The following is a 20,654-nucleotide window of genomic DNA, read 5'->3' on the forward strand; positions in this document are numbered from 1 at the left end:
TTTTTTCATCAGCCAGTTGTCGCTCAAGTCTTTTTATGATTTGGGCTGGGGTTTCTTTGTGTGGCATTCTTAGGCTCTTTGGCGGTGTATTCCAGTCTAATGTACCATGTTTCCTAAGCCAAGTTAGGACGGTACTACGTCCTTGTATGCCATAGTGCTTTTGGGCTTGTTTGTAGGTCATGTCGCCTTTTTCTACTTGCCCTACCACAGCTAATTTAAAGCCGAGTGTGTAATCTTTCTGTGTTCGTTTAATCCTTGATCTTTCTGCTTTGTCCATTTATAAGCTTCCTTTTCGTAAACTTATTTTAGGACGGGACAATATGTAATAAAAAGCACCTGATTAAATCAGGTGCTTTTTATTAAGCTCAATTTAGATGAGCGCCTGTAAAAATCATTCGTAGTCAATAAACCGAATATAAAGGGCTTATTGTCCTGCTAAATTTTGATATTAACACCTAAAACTCATATCCAATAAAGAGCTTAGGGAAGATTAATAAGTAAGATTATGGCATAATATGGACACATGATAATTACATTGCGGTGTTATACAAGGCGGTATAGATATGAGTCGAATGGTCAAACAGAACGGTTATGTAAAGCTTTATTTTCTTGGTGCGCTACTTGCCAGCTCATTGTTAGGCTGTCAGATATTGCCAAACTCTAATGCCAAACCTGCCGATCAGCAGCCGCTTACGCAAACCAAGATGGACAAGAAGGCCGCGACTAAGATTGCCGGTCTGTATATCAACCCAAGCCATCAGGTCATGAATAATGAATATCAGGGCGTGGTGATTGAGGTATCGACTCATGGCTTGTTGGTACCAGCCAAAGACATTACCATTACTATCGGCACTCAAGGTAACACCACCCCCAATTGCCAATATCAAGCCACTGCCAGTTTAATGGGTCATGATGCCTTACACGGTGTTGTTTATACTACGCCGGTCACTGCGCCGGTCAACAAGAACGCTACTTCACAAAGCGAAGAAGATGGTTTGGTATTCTTCCGCTTTAAAGACCACCTTCTATCTATAGACAGTAATAACCCACAGGCATTAACTCAGTATTGCACGCAAGATGCCTCATTAAAAGGCGATTATCGTCGACTTAAATAGCCAATTTAAACCATCGAACCACTGTCTTGTTTCTGCCTTTGGCATGGAGGGTGTTTATGGGATATAGATTTAGAAAGAGCGTCAATAAGACTAATAGCTAGGACAAACGACTTTCTTGGCAGACTTGTTGATACATACCGTCTTATCATTTATCGTCGCCACCTCAGCAATCCCATCATTAAATACAAAGTAATTAGCACCCATATAGTTCACACTATAACGCTCTACATTCTTATCAGAATACTGGAAAGGAATGATGGTTTTATTTGCACCATTAATAAAGCCCCATTTGCCATTTTTTAGCGCGCCAGCAAGACCTTCACTAAAAGATCTGATTTCATCGTATACAAACGGAACAGCTACTTTACCTGTCTTAGTAATAAAGCCCCATTTCTTACCGTCATACACGCCTGCTAGGCCTTGTCTAAACCCATATACACCACCAAAATCTCCGTCAATACCTTCGTACTTAGGCGGTATTACTTCTTTACCGTCCTTGTTTAAGAAGCCCCATTTGCCAGACTTAGACATAATAGGCGCCATACCCTCAGTCATGCCTTCAATGCTGCTATATTTGCTAGTAAATGGTAGCACTATCCTATTTGAGGTATTAATAATGCCATATTTACCATTTTTAGCCACCACAATACGACCTTCTGACACGTCATTGGCCCAAGATTCATCGTATTTGTCATTAGGATCAATTAAGTTGTCATAGATGGTGGGTACGACCAATTTACCTTGTGTATTCATATAGCCGACTTTACCGTTTTTCTCTACCGCAAAGACGCCCTCACTAATCGTCCAACTGACGTAATCATATCCTTTTAGGTTTGCGACCGCCTTACCCTGTTTATTTAATAAAGCTTGGCGATTATAGTTTTTATCAGAACCAATAAAGTAGTTTTTGTCAGACGTACAGTCTATTTGTGCATACTTGGCTTTGGGTGGTTTACACTCTTCATAAGCCTGAGCAGGCAATGCGATAAACATACCGCTTAATATAGCAGCTAAAGGGATGAGCTTAATAAAGGAAGAGGACGTTGCTGGCATGGGACAAACTCCTTTTGGAGGTGAGAGCATGAGGGAAATATGATTAGATTTATTAATATTATAATAAAAAGTTTATTAACCGTGGTTTAATTAAACAAAGTTTTTTGATAATCGTCAATAATAAAACCACCAAAGGGCAATTCATCTTCTAATTGGTATATAGATACTCTAAAAGCTATAGAACCGGCCCCATGGTTGCCACAATGTTGTTCCAAATTCGGTAATATAACGGCCAGTCTCTGACCTGTGCACTGCTGACCTCGTCAGAGTCTTCAATATATTGATATTGACGTTTGACGATTTCAGCGGTTAGGCCTTGATCATAAAAAAGCATGTTATTTTCATAATTCAAATCAAAACTGCGTAAGTCTAAATTGGTCGAGCCGATGAGACTAATCTGACCGTCAACTGTAAGTGTCTTAGCGTGTAATAGTCCAGGCTTATATTCATAGACTTTTACGCCAGCTTCTAGCAACTGATAGTAATAACTGTGACTGGTGGCGGCGACAATAAAGGAGTCATTCTTTTTGGGGAATATCATCGTCACCTCTACCCCACGATAGGCAGCAGCGCATATCATGTTAATCAGGGTATGGTCAGGCACAAAATAAGGGGTTGAGATAATGAGACTGTGCTGAGCTTGACTCATCAAGGTACTTAAAAACTGCGGCGTTGTGCCTTGACGCTGACTGGGACCATCGGCGAATACTTGTGCCGGATAGCCATATTGCTTCGGATTAATGATATAAGGGAAGCTATCAAGAGGTGTCTCTGGATTCTCCATTAGCCAATCTCTGGCAAATAACATCTGATTTTGAGCAACCACTGGGCCTTCTACCCTTAGCATAATATCGACCCAAGGCGCGTAATTTGGCTTAACCCGAAACTCAGGGTCGGCGCTATTACGGCTACCCACATAACCAATCTTGCCATCGATAACAGTAATCTTGCGGTGATTACGCAAATCAATACGGCTAAATAAGATAACCTTTATGATATTACTAATCGGTAGAGCAACACTCATCTCAACCCCAGCATCTTTCATACGCTGCCAAAGATTAGAGCGTATTAAGTGGCGTGACCCCATTCCATCTGCCATCGCTCGGCATTTGACTCCACGCGTTGCAGCACGAATCAAGGCTTCGGCAACCGCTGTACCCATACCATCCTCTAACCAGATGTAGTACATTACATGGATATGATCGGTAGCGGCATCAAAGTCGGCAATCATTCGTTCTTGCGTTGCCTTTGCATCTGCCATTAACTCTGCCTTGTTACCTAAGGTGGTCTTAAATCCTGTCACTGCAGAGGCATAGGCCAAGGCAGGTTGATGTTCTCGTTTCACTACCTCTTTTAGAGTACTGTCGTTGCCAAAAATATCCGGAAAATTGTCATATAGCTGCTGTTTAATATGATCGTTGCGATAATTAAAGTTAAGCCCTAAATGCACCTCACCGAACATCCAATATACAATCACGCCTGCATAGGGCAAGATAAACAGAACCACCATCCAAGCAAGGCGCGCCGGTGATGATAAGTCATGACGGGCCAGTACCCGTAATGAGATAACTAGCCAAAGCAGAAAATGTAAGGTTAATAGGAGGTTTAGTAACATAAATAACGCCTAAGTAAAAGTAAACAAAGTTTTTTATACCTATTATAGGATATTCATAGGCTTAAGAAGCCTCTTATTATTAACCTATGCCTACTTTGTATATGTATATGTCAGATATGAATTTATAAAAGACCTGAAGCATAGGTACTATAAGGCCATGATTTTTATTTATCTAAAGGCATATTAATTATGTACAAATACACTCATGCGGACCAAGCCATGGTTGACGAGCGAGTTGAGCAATTTCGCGATCAAACTCGTCGTTTCCTAGCGGGAGAATTACCCGAAGAGCAATATTTGCCACTGCGCCTGCAAAATGGCCTATATATCCAGCGTCATGCGCCCATGTTACGTATCGCCGTACCTTATGGCCTTATGGCAAGCTACCAAATTCGTAAGCTTGCAGAGATTACTCGTAAATATGACCGTGGTTATGGACACTTTACCACACGTACTAACTTACAATTAAACTGGCCGAAGCTTGAAGAAGTGCCTGATATCCTAGCTGAATTGGCTTCGGTACAGATGCATGCGATTCAAACATCTGGTAACTGTATCCGAAATACGACTACTGATCCTTATGCAGGCGTTAATGCCAACGAGATTGAAGACCCCCGTCCTTATTGCGAAATTATCCGTCAGTGGTCAACTTTCCATCCTGAATTTGCCTTCCTACCGCGTAAGTTCAAAATTGCGGTGATTGGTACTTATGAGGACCGTGCAGCCACTCAGGTCCATGATATCGGTTTACACGTGATAAAAAATGAAGAAGGTGAGATCGGCTTTGAGGTGATTGTTGGTGGTGGTCTAGGTCGTACCCCCATTATCGGTAAAACCATCCGTGAATTTTTGCCGCGTCAGCATCTATTAAGCTATTTAGATGCCATCTTACGTGTGTATAACTTACATGGACGTCGTGATAATAAATATAAAGCCCGTATCAAAATCCTAGTAGACAGTATGGGCGCTAGGGAATTTGGCAAATTAGTCGAAAAAGAGTGGGAAACCTTCACCAAAGATGGGCCTTTGACGCTGACCGAAGACAACTTTGACACTGCCAAAAGCTACTTCCCAGAATTTGATTATGACAATATTGATGAGCTAGCGAGCAAAACTGAGCTTAACAAGCATTTGCAAGAAAAGGCCTTTGCTGACTGGTATTCTCGTAATACGGTCGCTCATAAAGTGGCAGGCTATCGGGCAGTCATAGTGTCCTTAAAGGCAGGACTGGTAGACGGTAAATATGTACCGGCAGGTGATGTCACGGAGTATCAACTTGATCGCATTGCCGATCTTGCTGATAGCTATAGCTTCGGTGAAATTAGAGCAACCCATCAACAAAACTTAGTTTTTGCTGATGTAAAAGAGACCGATCTATATGCACTATGGGAGGCATTAACTGAAATCAATCTTGCGCGTCCAAATATTGGTACTTTAACCGATATGATTGTTTGTCCAGGTTTTGATTTGTGCTCGCTGGCGAACGCCACCACTTACAACATCGCTGAGCAAATCGAGAAGCACTTTGATAACTTAGATTATCTGTATGACTTAGGTGATATTCAGCTCAATATGTCTGGCTGTATGAATGCCTGCGCTCATCACCATGTTGGCGATATCGGTATCTTGGGTGTCGATAAAAAAGGCGAACATTGGTATCAAATCAGCCTAGGTGGTAGCTCGAAGAAGGACACCCGTCTTGGCAACATCCTTGGTCGCTCAGTTGCGACAGAAGAGGTCGCGCCAACACTTGAGAAAATCTTAAACGTCTATACCGATCAGCGTCATGTCGAGGGCGATAGCACCGAGCCTTTTGCTGACTTCGTACAACGTGTGGGTATCAAACCCTTCAAGGAGGCAGTATATGGGTAATTATCATGTCTTAAATAATGACGCTGTCAACATAACCTCTGACGACAGCTGGTATGCCATCGAGACGCCTGAGTTTCCAGAGTCTGTGGCGATCAAAAGCATCCATCTCAGTGAGCTACTTCATAAAGAAGAGCGCTTAGATGTGATACTGCCTTTTAATGAAGTGGTTGGGTCACGAGAAAATGCTAAATCAGCTAGCTCAAGTATGCCGACAGGCTTATTAAGTGAGCTATTAGCTTTAATTGCAACGCGCTCAAGTCGTATAGGTTTATGGGCGGATACTGATGTCAGTACTGAGCAGCTTGATGATTTACTACAAGCTTGCAAAGACGCGGACCGCACACTGCTTAATAATCTTGACTTAATTGTCTTATATCAACCCTCTTTTGTTGATGGACGAAGCTTTAGTCAGGCCCGCCATTTACGTCAGCAAGGTTTTACAGGTGAAATTCGTATCACTGGCGACTTTGGCCTTGATCAAATCGCCTATTTAAAGCGTGCTGGCGTGGATACTTTTGTCATTGCTGATGATAAGCTGACAGAGAATATTGAGTTCCTATTTAGCGCTCTCCCCTCCTCATACGACGGTAGCGTAGCCAGTCAATTACCCATGTTTAGATAAGCGTTTGGTTTGAATAAGCGCTTGTCTTTTACCATACAGCACTAAACATTTAAATTTGTCCATATTAAGGGACTACTATGTCACAGCCTACATTGACTCAAAGCTTGGATATTGATGATTATAATCATCAGTTGCAAGGCAAAACACCCACTCAGATTGTAGAGTGGGTAGCAGAGCATGCAGAGAATCCAATATTGACGACTAACTTTCGTCCCCATACCGCTGCTATTTTGCATTTGGTTACTCAAGTTATTCCCGATATTCCTGTGCTATGGGTAGATACGGGATATAACGTAGACCCTACTTTGGAATATGCACAAAGAGTTACAGATTTATTAAAGCTGAATCTGCATGTGCGTCATCCAGAAGAAACTGAGCGATTACAGCAGTTTCGCCGTGAAGGTATTCCGACACCTAACGATGATAATCATGAGCTATTTACTAAGCTGGTAAAAATTGATCCTTTCCAAAAAGCATTGGATGAGTTCAAACCAGATACTTGGATAACCGGTATTCGAGGTGATCAAACCGATTTTCGTAAATCGCTTGATATCTTAAGTCGCAGTTCTCAAGGTATCCTAAAGGTGGCGCCTATCTATCATTGGTCAAAACAAGATCAGTTGGATTATATTGCCAAACATGGTTTGCCGGATGAAAAGCGTTATTTTGATCCGACCAAAGTAGAAGAGAACCGTGAGTGTGGTCTACATACTCAGCTGTAATTTCTTTTACTGTGCTATAACCTCTCTTACTGTATTGTATAAAAAGCTGCTTAACCCAAGTTAAGCGGCTTTTTTGATCTATAAATTCATAAAATAGCTTAGTTAATAGCCTGTTATGACAATCTTGAATTAAGTAATATCAAATCCTTCCATACTTGTTGGCGGCTAATACGCCATAATGAGGGCATCTTATAATAAACAGTATACCGATTATGAATACCTTTCCTTTGTTTTTCAAACTAACAGATCAGCCCGTATTAATTGTGGGTGGCGGCGAAGTCGCTCAACGTAAAGCAGACCTGCTGTCACGTGCCGGCGCGCATATAACTATTGTTGCGCCAGAGATTAGCCATGAGATTCGTGAGCTACTTAATGATGACAAGCACCAGCTCATTACTGCCGAATACGATAAGCAGTATCTAACCGGCAAGCGTATTGTCATAGCGGGTACAGACGATGAGGCCTTAAATCACCAAGTACATGCCGATTGTAAGGCGCTAAACATACCTGTTAACGTGGTCGATACACCGCCACTATGTGACTTTATCTTCCCAGCCATTGTTGATAGAAGTCCAATTGTGATTGGGATATCGTCTAACGGTAAAGCGCCAGTACTTGCTCGCCTAACCCGCGCCCGCTTAGAGACCTTAATTCCACAAGGCTATGGAAAGCTGGCTAAACTCGCTGGTGATATGCGCGATGAGGTAAAGTCTAAGATTCCGACGCTTACTGGTCGTCGTCAGTTTTGGGAAAAAGCATTTGAAGGTAAAGTCAGCGAGCTTATGTTTGCCGGTCGTACTTCGGATGCAGAGCAAGCACTAAAGCAACAGCTAGAGCAAACCCATCAGCAGTTATCAAATAAGCAAGACGATGACAAGCAGACTAAAGCGCAGCCTGTGGGTGAAGTGTACATCGTTGGTGCAGGTCCTGGTGATCCTGAGCTTTTGACCTTCAAAGCTTTACGCTTAATGCAACAAGCCGATATCGTTTATTATGATGCGTTGGTATCCGCTGAGGTGCTTGATTTATGCCGACGTGATGCTGATAAAGTCTTTGTTGGTAAAAAACGCAGCAATCATGCGGTGGCTCAACAAGGCATTAATCAACTCATGATCAATGCAGCGCAATCTGGTAAGCGTGTGGTGCGCCTAAAAGGAGGCGACCCTTTTGTATTTGGACGTGGCGGTGAAGAAATACAAGCGCTACGTGCAGCAAATATTCCCTATCAAGTCGTACCTGGTATTACCGCAGCCGGCGCCGCCGCTTGCTATACTGGTATACCGCTTACCCACCGTGATCACTCACAATCGGTGCGTTTTGTCACAGGTTTCTTAAAATCTGGCGAGCCTAATAATGGCTTTGACTCATTGACTAATCCCAATGAGACAATAGTGTTTTATATGGGGCTACATTCAATCGAGCGCTTAACAAAAGGATTAATGGATGCAGGACGAGATGCTGATACCCCTATCGCCATCATATCCCAAGCCAGCCTTCCGACACAGCAAGTCGTGACGGGCACACTTCAAGACATCGTTGCCAAACATGACGCCAATCCCCTACCTACCCCTGCTCTGCTAATCGTCGGTGAAGTGGCAAAACTGCATGATGAGTTGGCGTGGTATGGTGAGCACATTGCGGATACGGATCAGCAGGCACATGCGCTTAATATGGTTTAAAGTCTTAGCTATACTGCTAAAACAAGAAACGCCTTTTAATTTAAATTAGAAGGCGTTCCATAATATGTTTTTCTTAATTTCAAAATTAAGTTTTATCTGTATTTTCAATCAAAAGTTTAGACATATTTTTAAGGCATTAAATTAATGAATTGATAATGCACCTTCTACTTATTAACGCAATACGACTGTCTTGGAAACACAAAACCACCAATTATAAAACTACTAATACCACCTATACCAGCCATCGCCAATGCAATAAAGATTAGATCTGAAAAACCTTCCAGTAAAGGAATCGCATTCAAATAGCTTGATACAATTATTAAAATCACTGAATACAGAGCGCAAACTACAGCACCAATGATAAAGAGTTCAATCCATTTAGAAGGATGATTAAGAATGGTTTTGCGCTTAAGCAGTATCATCGCAGTGATAAGTGAAGGAATAAAGCCAATCACTGATCCACCAATGAATGCAAACGGTAGCACTGCAAACCAAGGGTACATGGCTATTAATGAAATAACTAAGCATAGCACCAGCCCACCTACTCCACCACCTAATAGCGCATAACAACTAATAATGCGCGAGCTTTCACTGATTGTATTATAATTAAATATTTCAACTGATCTTATGTTAGAGGGTGTTTTATCCACACTGGTTTTAAGTAGGTTAATAGTTCTTGCTGACCCATCGATAGAATTTCTATTTTCGACAGATTTATCCTTAAGCGTTGATTTCTTGGTTGTAGCGGATGACATCGTTATTCCTCAGTATTAAATGATTGCTTCTATCATTAGATGATGTTTTTATACTAACTGTCTAATTTGAATTAATCATGGAAATACGAAGAAAATATACTACAATTAGGTTTAAACAAATTAAAATTAAACCAAACACCATAACGAAGTAACTTCTTTATTGCGTGCTACATATAGCGGATCATTTTCATCTTGGCTTTTACTATGCGTCGGCTGAGTATCTAGTCGATATTTTACTGTCAATCCAGCCTCTTCAAACCAACCTAATAACTCTTCACGCGTTCGTAATTTAAGGTGCTCTGCTAAATCAGACAGAACCAACCAAATCTCGCCATTCTCAGCCAAATGTTGCTTCACCCCTTTTAAGAATCCTCGTAGCATGGTACTGTTCGCATCATAAATAGCATACTCTAATGGTGAGCTTGGCTTAGCCGGTATCCAAGGTGGGTTACAGACGATTAAGTCGGCAGCAGGCGCATCTGTTGGGAATAAGTCCGCCTGTTGCAATTGCACGTTCGTTAACTCTAAACGATTCAAATTATCCTGAGCGCAGTCCAACGCTCGAGGGCTTAAGTCCGTCGCTATGATCTGATTAAAGCCACGTTTGGCAAGTACAATAGCCAGTAAGCCTGTGCCAGTACCAATGTCATAAGCAATATTACGACTGTCAGGTAGCGGTGCATTAAGCAGCAATTGCACATATTCTTGGCGAGTCGGCGCAAATACACCGTAATGTGGGTAAATTGATAATCCTAATGCCTTAATCGGGACCCCTTTTTCACGCCACTGAGCCGCCCCTAATGCCCCTTGTAACTCACGTAGAGACAATACGCACGATTCATTCAGTTCACCAAAAGCAGCAGTACATGCCGCACTCACATCAGGCGCGCGGCGTAATTGACTAATATATCCAGCATCCAACTGCAAAAGCAGACGGCTTAATATTCGAGAGCGTTGACTTTGAGCCAAACGATTTTTATGAAATAGATTCGATAAAGCCTTTGAATCTGAAGTTTGATTTGAACCACTTTCATTTTGAGCCGCTTTTTTGGCTGCTTTCTCACTTTTGCGCAGCTCATTACGCTCAATACGTCTTTGTAGCGCTTGAATAAGCTGTTTAGCGTTTTGAAAATCACCTCTCCATAGCATAGACGTGCCAGCATTCGCTAAGCGATAAGCCTCACCTGCTGTTGTCGTATCATCAATAATTACCATACATTTTGGTGCATCATAGCCGCTTTGCGATAGCCAGCGTGCTTGATGCTCTGATCCGTTCTCTTGCCACTTTACATACTGCTTTGTTGGTTCTAACACTTATTATGCCTTTCACTTATTAATTTGATGGGCATATCATACACTATTGACGAGCCAACTTCGCAACACCAGAAGGTAAGTATTCAAAATTGTTAGCAACCTTCTTATAAAGATGTTAAGAAATAGCATATCAACTTCTTAAAGCTGCTTATAAGCCTGCTTAAAACTATTTATGGTATGATTATTTCATCCTAAATCTTTTGTTGATTAAGTCATCCTCTAAACTAGTTAAGCGTTGTAATATCTTATATGTCAAAGTCCACCGAACCATCTACCCCTTCAAAACCTTTAACCATACTGCATACCTCGGACTGGCATCTAGGTCGTCGATTATACGGTCAAATGCGATATGAAGAATTTGAGGCTTTTTTAGCATGGTTACAAGCCGCCATTAACCGCTATCAAGTCGATGTTCTTATTGTCGCAGGTGATATTTTCGATACTATGACGCCTAGCAATAGAGCGCAGGCGTTATATTATGAATTTTTGGGACGGGTTGCGCATTCAATCTGTCAGCATATCGTCATCGTTGCCGGCAATCACGATTCCCCTACCTTTCTTGATGCGCCCAGCAATATTTTAAAGTTCTTAAATGTGCATGTAATCGGAACAGCTTGTGAGGATTTAGAAGCCGAGGTGTTGACCCTCAAAGATAGCGAAGGCACTCCTTGTTGTATCATAACTGCTGTCCCTTATTTGCGTGATCGTGATGTTCGCAGTAGTCGAGCGGGCGAGTCTGATAGTGATAAAGACAGCAAAGTCATAGAAGGTATCAAAGCACATTACGATGGTGTGGCAGAAATTGCCAAATCCCAACAAGATAAGCTTACTGAACAATACCAACGTCATATTCCGATTATTGCTACCGGTCATTTATTTGCGTCGGGTGGACGTACCACAGATGATGATGGGGTACGCAATTTATACGTTGGCTCATTGGGTAAAATATCGGCTGATATGTTTGCAGACTGTTTTGATTATGTGGCGCTTGGTCATTTGCATGTACCACAACGTGTCGGTGCACGTGAGCACATTCGATATAGTGGTTCGCCGATTCCGATGGGTTTTGGGGAGGCTCGCCAGCAAAAGCAAGTTTTGTTGATTCGGTTTGGCGACTCGATAGATGAGCGTTTAGATCATAGCCAACAGTTAACACCTAATTCAAATGAAACCTTTATAACCCCAACCTTACAAACATCTACGTCAGAAACGTCTACTTCTGAAACACCCTCAAAACCATCGGTTAAGCCTAAACTTAAAAATAAAGACAGTCTATTTATAGATGATCTGTTTGCGGGTATCGATGATGCGACTAGTGAAGATAATAGCGAGGAAGATAAAATAGATAAATCGTCTGAAGAACTCCCGAGTAATACTATTTCAACTGATCCAGCTAATGTAGATAGTTTTTATATAGATAGCTTTGATACAAATGGCATCGACTCGCCTATTCCTGTTTATCACGATCACGATAAGCAGATGCTGATTACCTCTATACCCATCCCTACCTTTCAAAAGTTAATGCAGATTAAAGGAGATATGACACATATTGAGCAGTTCATAAATACACTTCCTAAAGATGAGGTTATTTGGTTGGAAGTTATCTATGAAGGTAATGAAATCGTGAGTAATCTCAATGAGGAAATACAGACGTTACTTGAAGATACCCCATTTAAAGCGTTAAAGATAAAGAACACGAATAATTATAATAAGGTATTAACGTCTGAGAATAGTACTGAGACGCTACAGGACCTGAATGTGATGGAAGTTTTTGAGCGCTGTATGACGGTGCATGATATCTCTGAGTCACAAAAGGATGAGCTTCGGGATGCTTATCAGCAGATATTGCATGAAGCGACTCATGAGGATGTTAATTCGGGTGAGGTTTGAATTGAGTATGACGTATTTTAACAGTCAAATCTTCAAGAAAACTAATTAACGCTTATCAACACCGCATCTAGTCGTCTTAAATACTCTTAACTCGTAAATAACACCCTGATGGTTTATCCTATAAAGCCCCAACCAATATAAACATACATACAGGTTGTAAAATTTGGATATGCTATGAAACCGCCCTTTACCCTCACCAATACCATGCTAAATCAAATCGTGCTAATCTCACAACAGATAGGACGATTAGAAGTAGCCTATGAAAGGCAACTGCACCTAAGAAAAGACAATCGTCTGCGTTCTATTCAGTCGTCATTAGCCATAGAAAATAACTCATTAACACTAACGCAAATGACTGATATTATCAACGGTAAATGGGTGCTTGGCAACCCTAAAGAAATTCAAGAGGTTAAAAACGCCTATGATGCATATGAGCAAATCTTAAACTTTGACCCTTATAGCATTAATGATTTTTTAACCGCACATGGGATGATGACAAAGGGCTTGGCAGATTATTCAGGGGAATGGCGACAAAGCGATATTGGCATCTATGACAGTTCAGGCAACCTTATCCATATGGGAGCACGCCCACAGTTTGTCCCTAAGCTCATGACGGATTTATTTAACTGGGCAAAAACCGAGGACACGCCTATTTTGATAAAAAGTGCGGTGATGCACTATGAAATTGAAGTCATACATCCCTTTAGTGATGGAAATGGACGCATGGGTAGGTTGTGGCAAACCGTATTATTAAGTCTTCAAAACCCTGTGTTTGCATGGTTGCCAGTAGAGACGATTGTCTATGAAAACCAAGCACAATATTATAGAGTACTAGGGCTCGCAGATAAAGCCAATAACTGCACTGTGTTTATTGAGTTTATGCTTGATGCTATTTTGAATATGGTCAATGCCTACACTAATGAGGGTACTGATAAAGACGTTAGCTATAATCCTGATAACGCCAAAACCACTGATGTGAGCGATAAATCGGTAGAAATGAGCGATAAGAATGATGATTTGAGCGATAAAGATAGCGAAATGGGCGATAAAGTTGATATAGTGAGCGATAAATACAGTAAACTGACTGACAACGAAAAACAAGCTTATTTGTTGATTAGCGAATTCTTACAGACAAATTCGAGTATTAGTAATAGTGACGCTCAAATCTTGATACGCAAATCCGCCTCTACCGTCAGACGCTACCTAAACGCTTTAGTCCAACAAGATTTATTAATCGCCAGTGGCGAGCGCAAAGCCAGAAAATATCGTTTGCCCCATCAGATTTAATGTACCCAGTACCCAGCACATAGTATGAAGAAGTGTTTTAGCGATGCATGTATCGCTGAATCACAGAAGGACGAGCTACAGGATGCTTATCAGCAGATATTGCATGAGGCAACTCATGAAGATGTTAATTCGGGTGAGGTTTGAATTAAGTAAGATTAGAAGTTTGCGTAGTGTTGTTCACTCTATATAAATCTAAGCATTAAAAAAATCGAATACTCATACATAATTATCAGAAGTATGAACTCTAAATAAATTTAGTACATCCTATCACTTTTATATCAGTACTGATATAATACAATAAGTAATTAAAAGGATTCTATGAAAGATATTGAGTTTTTGGGGACTTCATTAGATGAAGTTCGTTCATTTCCTGAGAACATAAAGCAAGATACAGGATATCAACTTCATAAAGTCCAAATAGGCGATATGCCAGATGATTTTAAACCCATGCAAAGTATAGGCAGTGGTGTTATCGAAATTCGACTTAAAGATGCTAATGGTATTTATCGAGTCATTTACACTGCTAAATTCGCTGATGTTATCTATGTTTTACACGCCTTTACTAAAAAGACTCAAAAAACACCTCAATCAGATATTACGCTTGCTAAATCAAGGCTAAATAAACTTATAAAGGAGTTACAGGATGACTAGATATACGTCTGTATTCGATGCCATATGTGATACGCCCGTTCAAAGTGCTAACTTAAAAATGCGTGCTGAGTTAATGCACTATATTATCGATATGATTAAGCACATGTCAGGCACTCAAAGTGAAATTGCTAAACGTTGTGGAATTACTCAACCTCGGCTAAATGATTTGTTGCACGGAAAAATTAGCAAATTCAGCTTAGATGCTCTCGTCAATATTAATGCAAATTTGGGTGTCGATATTAGTTTAGATTTTACTCAAAGAAAGTCAGAAAGTGATTTAGTAGATGTTGATTAAGATTGATTAATTTCCAGTAGGCAATAGTAATTTTATGGGATTAAAGCTCTGCCTAAGTTTGCTATATTTTATTTCTACCTAACCAAGACATATCCGCCTTGAGATTGAATATTCCTTCAATTTTATTAGTGACAATATCAATAGTACTAATTAGTCTTGCATCTATATCACTACATTTAATACCTCCACTTAGAATTTCTATAGCCTCTACCCGAGTAAAATTTATTGGCATCTTTCTTAATTGTTTACTATCTAGAAAATAATGGGTTAAAAAATTTCGAAGTTGTCCTTGGCTTAGGAGCCACTTAACATCATTGCAAGCAAATATAGATTTGAAAAAGATTTTTTCTGTAGGAGTTGGATCATTTTGCATAATCAAAGATTGTATTTTTCTTAAAGAGCTTAAAGTATGATATACATTTACAAACCTTAATCTTAATAGACATAGACTTCCTTCTTGGAAAAACTGCGAAGTAATGTATCTTGTATAATTAAGCCGTACCAATAATAATGATAAAGCAGGTGCGAAATTTTTATTACTATTCTGAAAATTAATACGTGAATATAGTTTTTTACTTTTTATATCCTTTGTCTCATATTGACGAATATTTGATTTATATTTTGTTAACTCGATATCTTCATTAACATCAACATCAAATTCATTTATAACAGTCTGAAGATAAACACCAATACTTTGCCCTAATTCAAATGCATACTTTTCATCAAATTTAAAATTTGGTCCAAAGTCATAAATGGTTGAATGAGTAGTTGTAATAAATCTACCATTAAATTGGGTAATACCCATATCATCAATTAGGAAAGGAAGTATAGAACCTATATTATTAGAATTAAGCTCTTTATACCTTTTGATTTCGTTTTCATCAATAGTTTTTAGGATAGACAAGACTTCATAGAAGTCTTTTTTTGAGTCAAATAACTTAGCTCGATGACGACTGAGTCTTAGTTTATCTATTGCATCATTATCGAACAATTGTTTCATTTCGGGATTTATTCTTGTAATTACATCATAGCTTTCAATTGTAAACATTGCTATTTCAGTCATAAAACCATTAAGCAGTAGACCTACTTCAGGTAAGCTATGAATTTGCATGTACATATTTTTAAAAGCTATAGTATCGTCGATACAGGCTTTTAAAGCTTGTTTTTCATTCAATGACTCAATGCTCATATTGCCATCAAAACCCCAAATTTTGAAAGATTCTACTAAAAGCTATAATGTAAAAGTTAAATTGATACAATTAGTTCGAACGTTGCGTTAAATTATGATACTAAATAATTATTTAAAATTAGTTTTACTACTCTACGTCAACCTACCAGTTTACCTACTTTTTTAAATTGAAATCTATACAATTTTTTTATTTGATACACTAACCTTGCATCAGAGGAGCGGTTTAGCCTCGATTTTAGTGGATATCCTTGTCATCTTACAGGGTGCGAGCACTTAGCTAGAAGCGTTATCGCTGAGTCAGGAACGACTCTGGATTTAGTGCTCGCCCCTGTAAGATGACAAGATAGTAGCGAGATTAGCTATCAATCCTGATTAACTTCAAAGTACCCTTTTAACTTCTAATTTCCAATATTAACTCTAAGATGACATCATGCGCTTAATCGAACTACGACTCAAAAACTTAAACTCACTTAAAGGCGAATGGCATGTCGACTTTAGCGATTCGGCGTTTGTAAATGAAGGGATTTTTGCCATTACCGGGCAGACGGGTGCGGGTAAGACCACGATTTTGGATGCCATTTGTTTAGCGCTGTATGGGGCGACCCCTCGCCTTGGTGAGATTACCTCAACCAATGATGTGATGACACGGCAAACGGGTGAATGTTATGCCGAAGTAGTGATTGAGCTGAACGGGTCACAGTACCGATGTCGTTGGGGTCAACGCCGAGCGTATGGCAAGTCTGATGGGAATTTGCAGAGTGCGACCCATGAGATCGCCGAAGTAAATATCGATAATCCGAGTGCGGGCGATAAAGTATTAGAGGAAAAATCGTCGCTGACTAAGAAGAAAATTATTGAACTGACGTCGATGGATTTTTCGCAGTTTACCCGCTCTATTTTGCTGGCGCAGGGCAGTTTTTCGGCATTTTTAAAAGCAAAAGCAGATGAACGCGCCGATATTTTGGAGAAGATTACCGGTACACAGATTTATGCCGATATCTCTAAGAACGTGCATGAGAAGTTCCGTATCGAGAAGGAAGAGCTTGAGCAAATGCAAGCGGTGGCAGATAGTTTGTCGCTTTTGGATGCTGATACCGAAGCAGAATATCAACAGATGATTGGCACTTTGAGTAGTGAGCTTGATACTAAGAAAGCCACGCAGGCAGGATTTGAGGCGCAGATTAAGTGGCTAGATGCGGTTGCCGATTTGCAAGGTAAGCAAAATCAGTATCAGCAAGATGTACAGGATGCTGAGCAGGCGAAGTTAGAATTTACTGCGGATGCCGAGCGTTTGGATAAGGCAAATAAGGCGCTTGAAATTAGCAATGACTTTAATCAACTGGTGATCTATCGCCAACAATTGGATAGCGTAAAATCAGATCAGAATCAATGTAAGCAGGATCTGACAGAGGCTGAAGGTCAGTTTACCCAAAATAAGGTTGATTTAGACCATGCCCTATCAGCTGAGCAAAAGGCGTCTGATCAGTATGAAAAAGCGCAACCCCTTATAGGTGATATAAGGGAGCTCAATGGTCAAATCTTGCAGTTTCAACAGCGTTTGGATGACCAACAGACTCGTTATAACTCGCTGACCACCAATATTGATGGGTTAAACACTTCTTTAAAGACGTCTAAAATTGATCAAGCGCAATTGCAGACTCAGCTGGATCAAGCAACCGATTATCTTGCTACTCACTCGCATCATGAGCAACTTGTCAGCCATATTGAGTCATTTCATCAGCTTGGGAAGCAGATTAAAAGCTTGTTAAGCAATAATGCGGATAAGGCGTTACATAGAAGTCAGGCGTTGAGTAAATTGGCGCAGTTAACCCAGAAACTTGAAACGCTCAAGAGTAGCCAGCAACAAGCGGATGCTCAAATTGAAAGTAAAAAACAAGAGGTTGAATCTTTAAAGTCACAGCATCGTAACTTACTGCAAGGGCAAACTCTACAATCGCTACGTCATCAACTAAACCATATCGACCAAAGTAGCAAACAGCTTAGTGATATGCGGGCGCAATTTTGTCAGATAGGTGAGCTTACCTCACAAGTACAGGCGTCTCTTTCTTTACTACCCAGTAGTCAAGTTAACATTGATAAGTTTCAGCACCGTATTGAGGAGAATGAACAGACGCTAGATAGAGTGAATACCGAGTATGAAGATAAAAAGACCAATTTAGAGCTATTGCAACAGGTCGCTAAGCTTGAGGATTTTGTACATCTGTTGCAAGACGATGAGCCTTGCCCGCTGTGTGGGTCGCTTGAGCATCCTTATGCAGGCAATCATCCGTCGTTAGAGAACATGTCACAAGATGGTTTAGATAAGCCCTCACCCACAGCTGAACTTAAAAACCGTTTAGGTGAATTGTCGATTGAAATTAAAAATATCGAGAGGCTTATTGCTGAAGATAAAATTAATTTGGCAACTTCGAAAAATGAGCTGAACGGTTATCAAAAGCAGTTAAGTGAGCAGTTAGCTCAAGCATCAAAATTAGTCGTTGATAATCACTCACAGATAGCGACCTTTAAACAACTATTAAATAACGTTAGCCCTAAGCTTGTAGAGAGTTTTGATAAATATTCATTAGTGACGAAACTCAATGATTCTCAAATGACTTTGGAAGCTCATTTAAATAAGCCTGATTTTGATAAACCTGCTAGTGATATCTCTAACGAAGCGCTAATAAATGCAAAAGCGACAGCCGATGATTTAATATCACTATTGCAAAACGTTATACAGGATTTAGCATCGCAAAAGGACGCGCTTAACACGGTGCTTGATGATCACGATCAGTTAATGCACGATATTAACCAAAGCGAAACGGCACTTAAAGCTCTGCAAGATAATGCCCACTCTGCTTTGCAAGCAATATATGATATCGAAACAGAGATTAAACTGAGTCAACAACAAGTTGCCAGTGATGACGCTTATATTGAGAGTAATTTTACAGAGATTGAGCGCTTGGTTCAGTCTATCCGTCATCTAGCCAGTCCCTATAAGGATGATGATCAGGATAAGCGGACAATCCTTGCTACTAAATTGAATGAATTAAGTGACTCTATAACCAATAAACAGGTTCTAACCATACCTGAGTCTGAAACGTATATTGAAACTCTGCGCACCTATTGTAGAGAAATGCAACAACTGCAAAAGGACTATAACCAACAGCGAGAACTTAGCCAATCGCTTATTAATGAAATCAGTAATTTAACTACCAAAATTGTGGGTTTAAAGGGTCAGCTAGAACAATTGCAAAGTGAACGAGATTCTTTATCTACTGCAATTAATGATTTGCAAGCTAAGCTAACAACACTACAAGGCAACAGACAAACGCACTATCAGAAGATGGTTAGTGAGCTTAATATTAAGGTGCCCAGTGTTGAGAATGTTGATATTGATGTTGAGGATAAAGCCAGCAACGAAGAAGCTCCTGCTTATGAAGTTGCAGATATAGACGCCATTGATAAACGCCTGCGTTTGGCGATGGATAGTGCCAGATTAACGTTATCTAAGGTGAGAGAATCATTTAATAATAACCAACAGCGCATCGAACAACTTAAGCAACAAGGGTTAAAACTGGATAAAGTAATAGCAGAAACCAGTGAAAAGTTAGACCAGCAACAAACTGTGTTCGCTGGCTTGTTAAAAGATAATAACTTTGATGATGAAAGTGAGTTTAAAGAGGCCATGTTGGAGCGTGAGACTCGTGAGGCATTAGCCAGACAACAACAGCAGATAGACAGTGATTTAAAAATTGCGCAACATAGACTTGAGGATAGTAAACAACAACTAGAAGAAAAACTGGCTAATCCGTTGGTTGAGGACGATGCTACTGATAATACTACGCTCACAACCAAACTGTCAGCAATAGAAGGTGAGATATCAGAGCTTAATAAACAAATCGGTGCACTTGAACAAAAACTTAAAGACAATGAAGCCAATAAAGCCAATCAACAGGCACAGCTTGAGGCAATTAAAGCGCAACAACAATCATTTGCAGTTTGGCGTAATTTACGCGAGCTCATTGGGTCGGCTGATGGCAAAAAATATCGCACCTTTGCGCAAGGTTTGACCTTCCAAATCATGGTCAGCAATGCCAATACCCAGCTTAAAAAGATGAGTGACCGTTACCTGCTGACCCGTGATGAGGAAAATCCACTAGAGCTAAACGTCATTGATGACTATCAAGGTGGCGAGATTCGTAGCACCAAGAATTTGTCGGGCGGTGAAGGGTTTATTATTAGTTTAGCGTTGGCGCTTGGGTTGTCCAAAATGGCAAGTCAAAATATCAGCGTTGATTCTCTATTTTTGGATGAAGGATTTGGCACACTTGATGAGGATTCGCTCGATATTGCCCTTGATACTTTGACTAACCTGCAAGCTGAGGGGAAATTAATTGGGGTCATCTCACATGTTCAGAGCTTAAAAGAGCGAATACTCACTCAAATTAAGGTAGAAAAGATATCGGGTGGGCACAGTCAGATTAGCGGTGCAGGGTGCTCTATGATTAAAGATTAATTCTCTTTAGAGATAATCCTAAAGAAATTGGGGCAGGTGAATACTTTGATTGTTATAACAAACAAAAGCCACGCTA

The 20,654-nt window shown here is 40.3% G+C and carries 16 protein-coding genes; 10 read left to right on the forward strand and 6 right to left on the reverse strand.

Features of this window, described 5'->3' with window-relative positions; translation table 11 throughout:
- The coding region (locus AC2SLM_RS06765; RefSeq protein ID WP_486552477.1) for a helix-turn-helix domain-containing protein at positions 1-277 on the reverse strand (277 nt) is incomplete at its 3' end.
- A gap of 286 nt (positions 278-563) precedes the next feature.
- On the opposite strand from AC2SLM_RS06765, the gene AC2SLM_RS06770 reads away from it, so the two are divergent.
- A complete protein-coding gene (locus AC2SLM_RS06770) occupies positions 564-1,115 on the forward strand; it encodes a hypothetical protein (protein WP_486552791.1) in 552 nt (183 codons plus the stop codon).
- 90 nt (positions 1,116-1,205) lie between these two features.
- On the opposite strand, the gene AC2SLM_RS06775 is transcribed toward AC2SLM_RS06770, so the two are convergent.
- Both AC2SLM_RS06775 and cls read right to left on the reverse strand, forming a co-directional pair.
- The gene (locus AC2SLM_RS06775; RefSeq protein WP_486552793.1) at positions 1,206-2,168 is read right to left on the reverse strand and encodes a WG repeat-containing protein; all 963 of its coding nucleotides are present in this window, start codon (positions 2,166-2,168) and stop codon (positions 1,206-1,208) included.
- Positions 2,169-2,343: 175 nt separating this feature from the next.
- Positions 2,344-3,783, reverse strand: coding sequence for a cardiolipin synthase (cls, locus tag AC2SLM_RS06780; protein WP_486552795.1), 1,440 nt, complete (start codon positions 3,781-3,783; stop codon positions 2,344-2,346).
- A 189-nt stretch (positions 3,784-3,972) separates the two neighbouring features.
- Here cls and AC2SLM_RS06785 point away from each other — a divergent pair, with 189 nt between their 5' ends.
- The 4 genes from AC2SLM_RS06785 (at position 3,973) to cysG (ending at position 8,678) form a co-directional block, all read left to right on the forward strand.
- Complete coding sequence (locus AC2SLM_RS06785) at positions 3,973-5,655, forward strand: nitrite/sulfite reductase (protein ID WP_486552797.1); 1,683 nt, start codon at positions 3,973-3,975, stop codon at positions 5,653-5,655.
- Positions 5,648-6,277 carry a DUF934 domain-containing protein gene (locus AC2SLM_RS06790; RefSeq protein ID WP_486552799.1) on the forward strand — a complete coding sequence of 210 codons (630 nt, stop codon included), beginning with the start codon at positions 5,648-5,650 and terminating at the stop codon, positions 6,275-6,277. The genes AC2SLM_RS06785 and AC2SLM_RS06790 overlap by 8 nt, the downstream gene beginning before the upstream one ends.
- 77 nt (positions 6,278-6,354) lie before the next feature.
- Complete coding sequence (locus AC2SLM_RS06795; RefSeq protein WP_486552801.1) at positions 6,355-6,999, forward strand: phosphoadenosine phosphosulfate reductase domain-containing protein; 645 nt, start codon at positions 6,355-6,357, stop codon at positions 6,997-6,999.
- 212 nt (positions 7,000-7,211) lie between these two features.
- Positions 7,212-8,678, forward strand: a complete 1,467-nt coding sequence (gene cysG / locus AC2SLM_RS06800) for a siroheme synthase CysG (RefSeq protein ID WP_486552803.1) — start codon at positions 7,212-7,214, stop codon at positions 8,676-8,678.
- A gap of 164 nt (positions 8,679-8,842) precedes the next feature.
- Here cysG and AC2SLM_RS06805 read toward each other — a convergent pair whose 3' ends face one another.
- The gene (locus tag AC2SLM_RS06805) at positions 8,843-9,433 is read right to left on the reverse strand and encodes a hypothetical protein (RefSeq protein ID WP_486552805.1); all 591 of its coding nucleotides are present in this window, start codon (positions 9,431-9,433) and stop codon (positions 8,843-8,845) included.
- 126 nt (positions 9,434-9,559) lie between these two features.
- Positions 9,560-10,747: a methyltransferase gene (locus AC2SLM_RS06810; RefSeq protein ID WP_486552807.1), complete on the reverse strand. Its 1,188-nt coding sequence runs from the start codon at positions 10,745-10,747 to the stop codon at positions 9,560-9,562.
- 249 nt (positions 10,748-10,996) lie between these two features.
- Between AC2SLM_RS06810 and AC2SLM_RS06815 the strand changes: the two genes are divergently transcribed.
- From AC2SLM_RS06815 to AC2SLM_RS06830, 4 genes are all read left to right on the forward strand, one after another.
- On the forward strand, positions 10,997-12,637 hold the full coding sequence (locus AC2SLM_RS06815; protein WP_486552809.1) for an exonuclease SbcCD subunit D C-terminal domain-containing protein: 1,641 nt from the start codon (positions 10,997-10,999) through the stop codon (positions 12,635-12,637).
- 174 nt (positions 12,638-12,811) lie between these two features.
- Positions 12,812-13,924 (forward strand): Fic family protein, encoded by a 1,113-nt coding sequence (locus AC2SLM_RS06820; protein ID WP_486552810.1) that lies wholly within the window; start codon positions 12,812-12,814, stop codon positions 13,922-13,924.
- 318 nt (positions 13,925-14,242) lie between these two features.
- Positions 14,243-14,575 carry a type II toxin-antitoxin system RelE/ParE family toxin gene (locus AC2SLM_RS06825; protein WP_486552812.1) on the forward strand — a complete coding sequence of 111 codons (333 nt, stop codon included), beginning with the start codon at positions 14,243-14,245 and terminating at the stop codon, positions 14,573-14,575.
- The gene (locus tag AC2SLM_RS06830) at positions 14,568-14,870 is read left to right on the forward strand and encodes a helix-turn-helix domain-containing protein (protein ID WP_486552813.1); all 303 of its coding nucleotides are present in this window, start codon (positions 14,568-14,570) and stop codon (positions 14,868-14,870) included. The genes AC2SLM_RS06825 and AC2SLM_RS06830 overlap by 8 nt, the downstream gene beginning before the upstream one ends.
- Positions 14,871-14,931: 61 nt before the next feature.
- Here AC2SLM_RS06830 and AC2SLM_RS06835 read toward each other — a convergent pair whose 3' ends face one another.
- A complete protein-coding gene (locus AC2SLM_RS06835; RefSeq protein ID WP_486552815.1) occupies positions 14,932-16,059 on the reverse strand; it encodes a hypothetical protein in 1,128 nt (375 codons plus the stop codon).
- A 430-nt stretch (positions 16,060-16,489) separates the two neighbouring features.
- Here AC2SLM_RS06835 and AC2SLM_RS06840 point away from each other — a divergent pair, with 430 nt between their 5' ends.
- Positions 16,490-20,578, forward strand: coding sequence for an AAA family ATPase (locus tag AC2SLM_RS06840; RefSeq protein WP_486552817.1), 4,089 nt, complete (start codon positions 16,490-16,492; stop codon positions 20,576-20,578).
- Positions 20,579-20,654: the final 76 nt, after the last annotated feature.

This window comes from Psychrobacter sp. CX16, assembly GCF_057396245.1.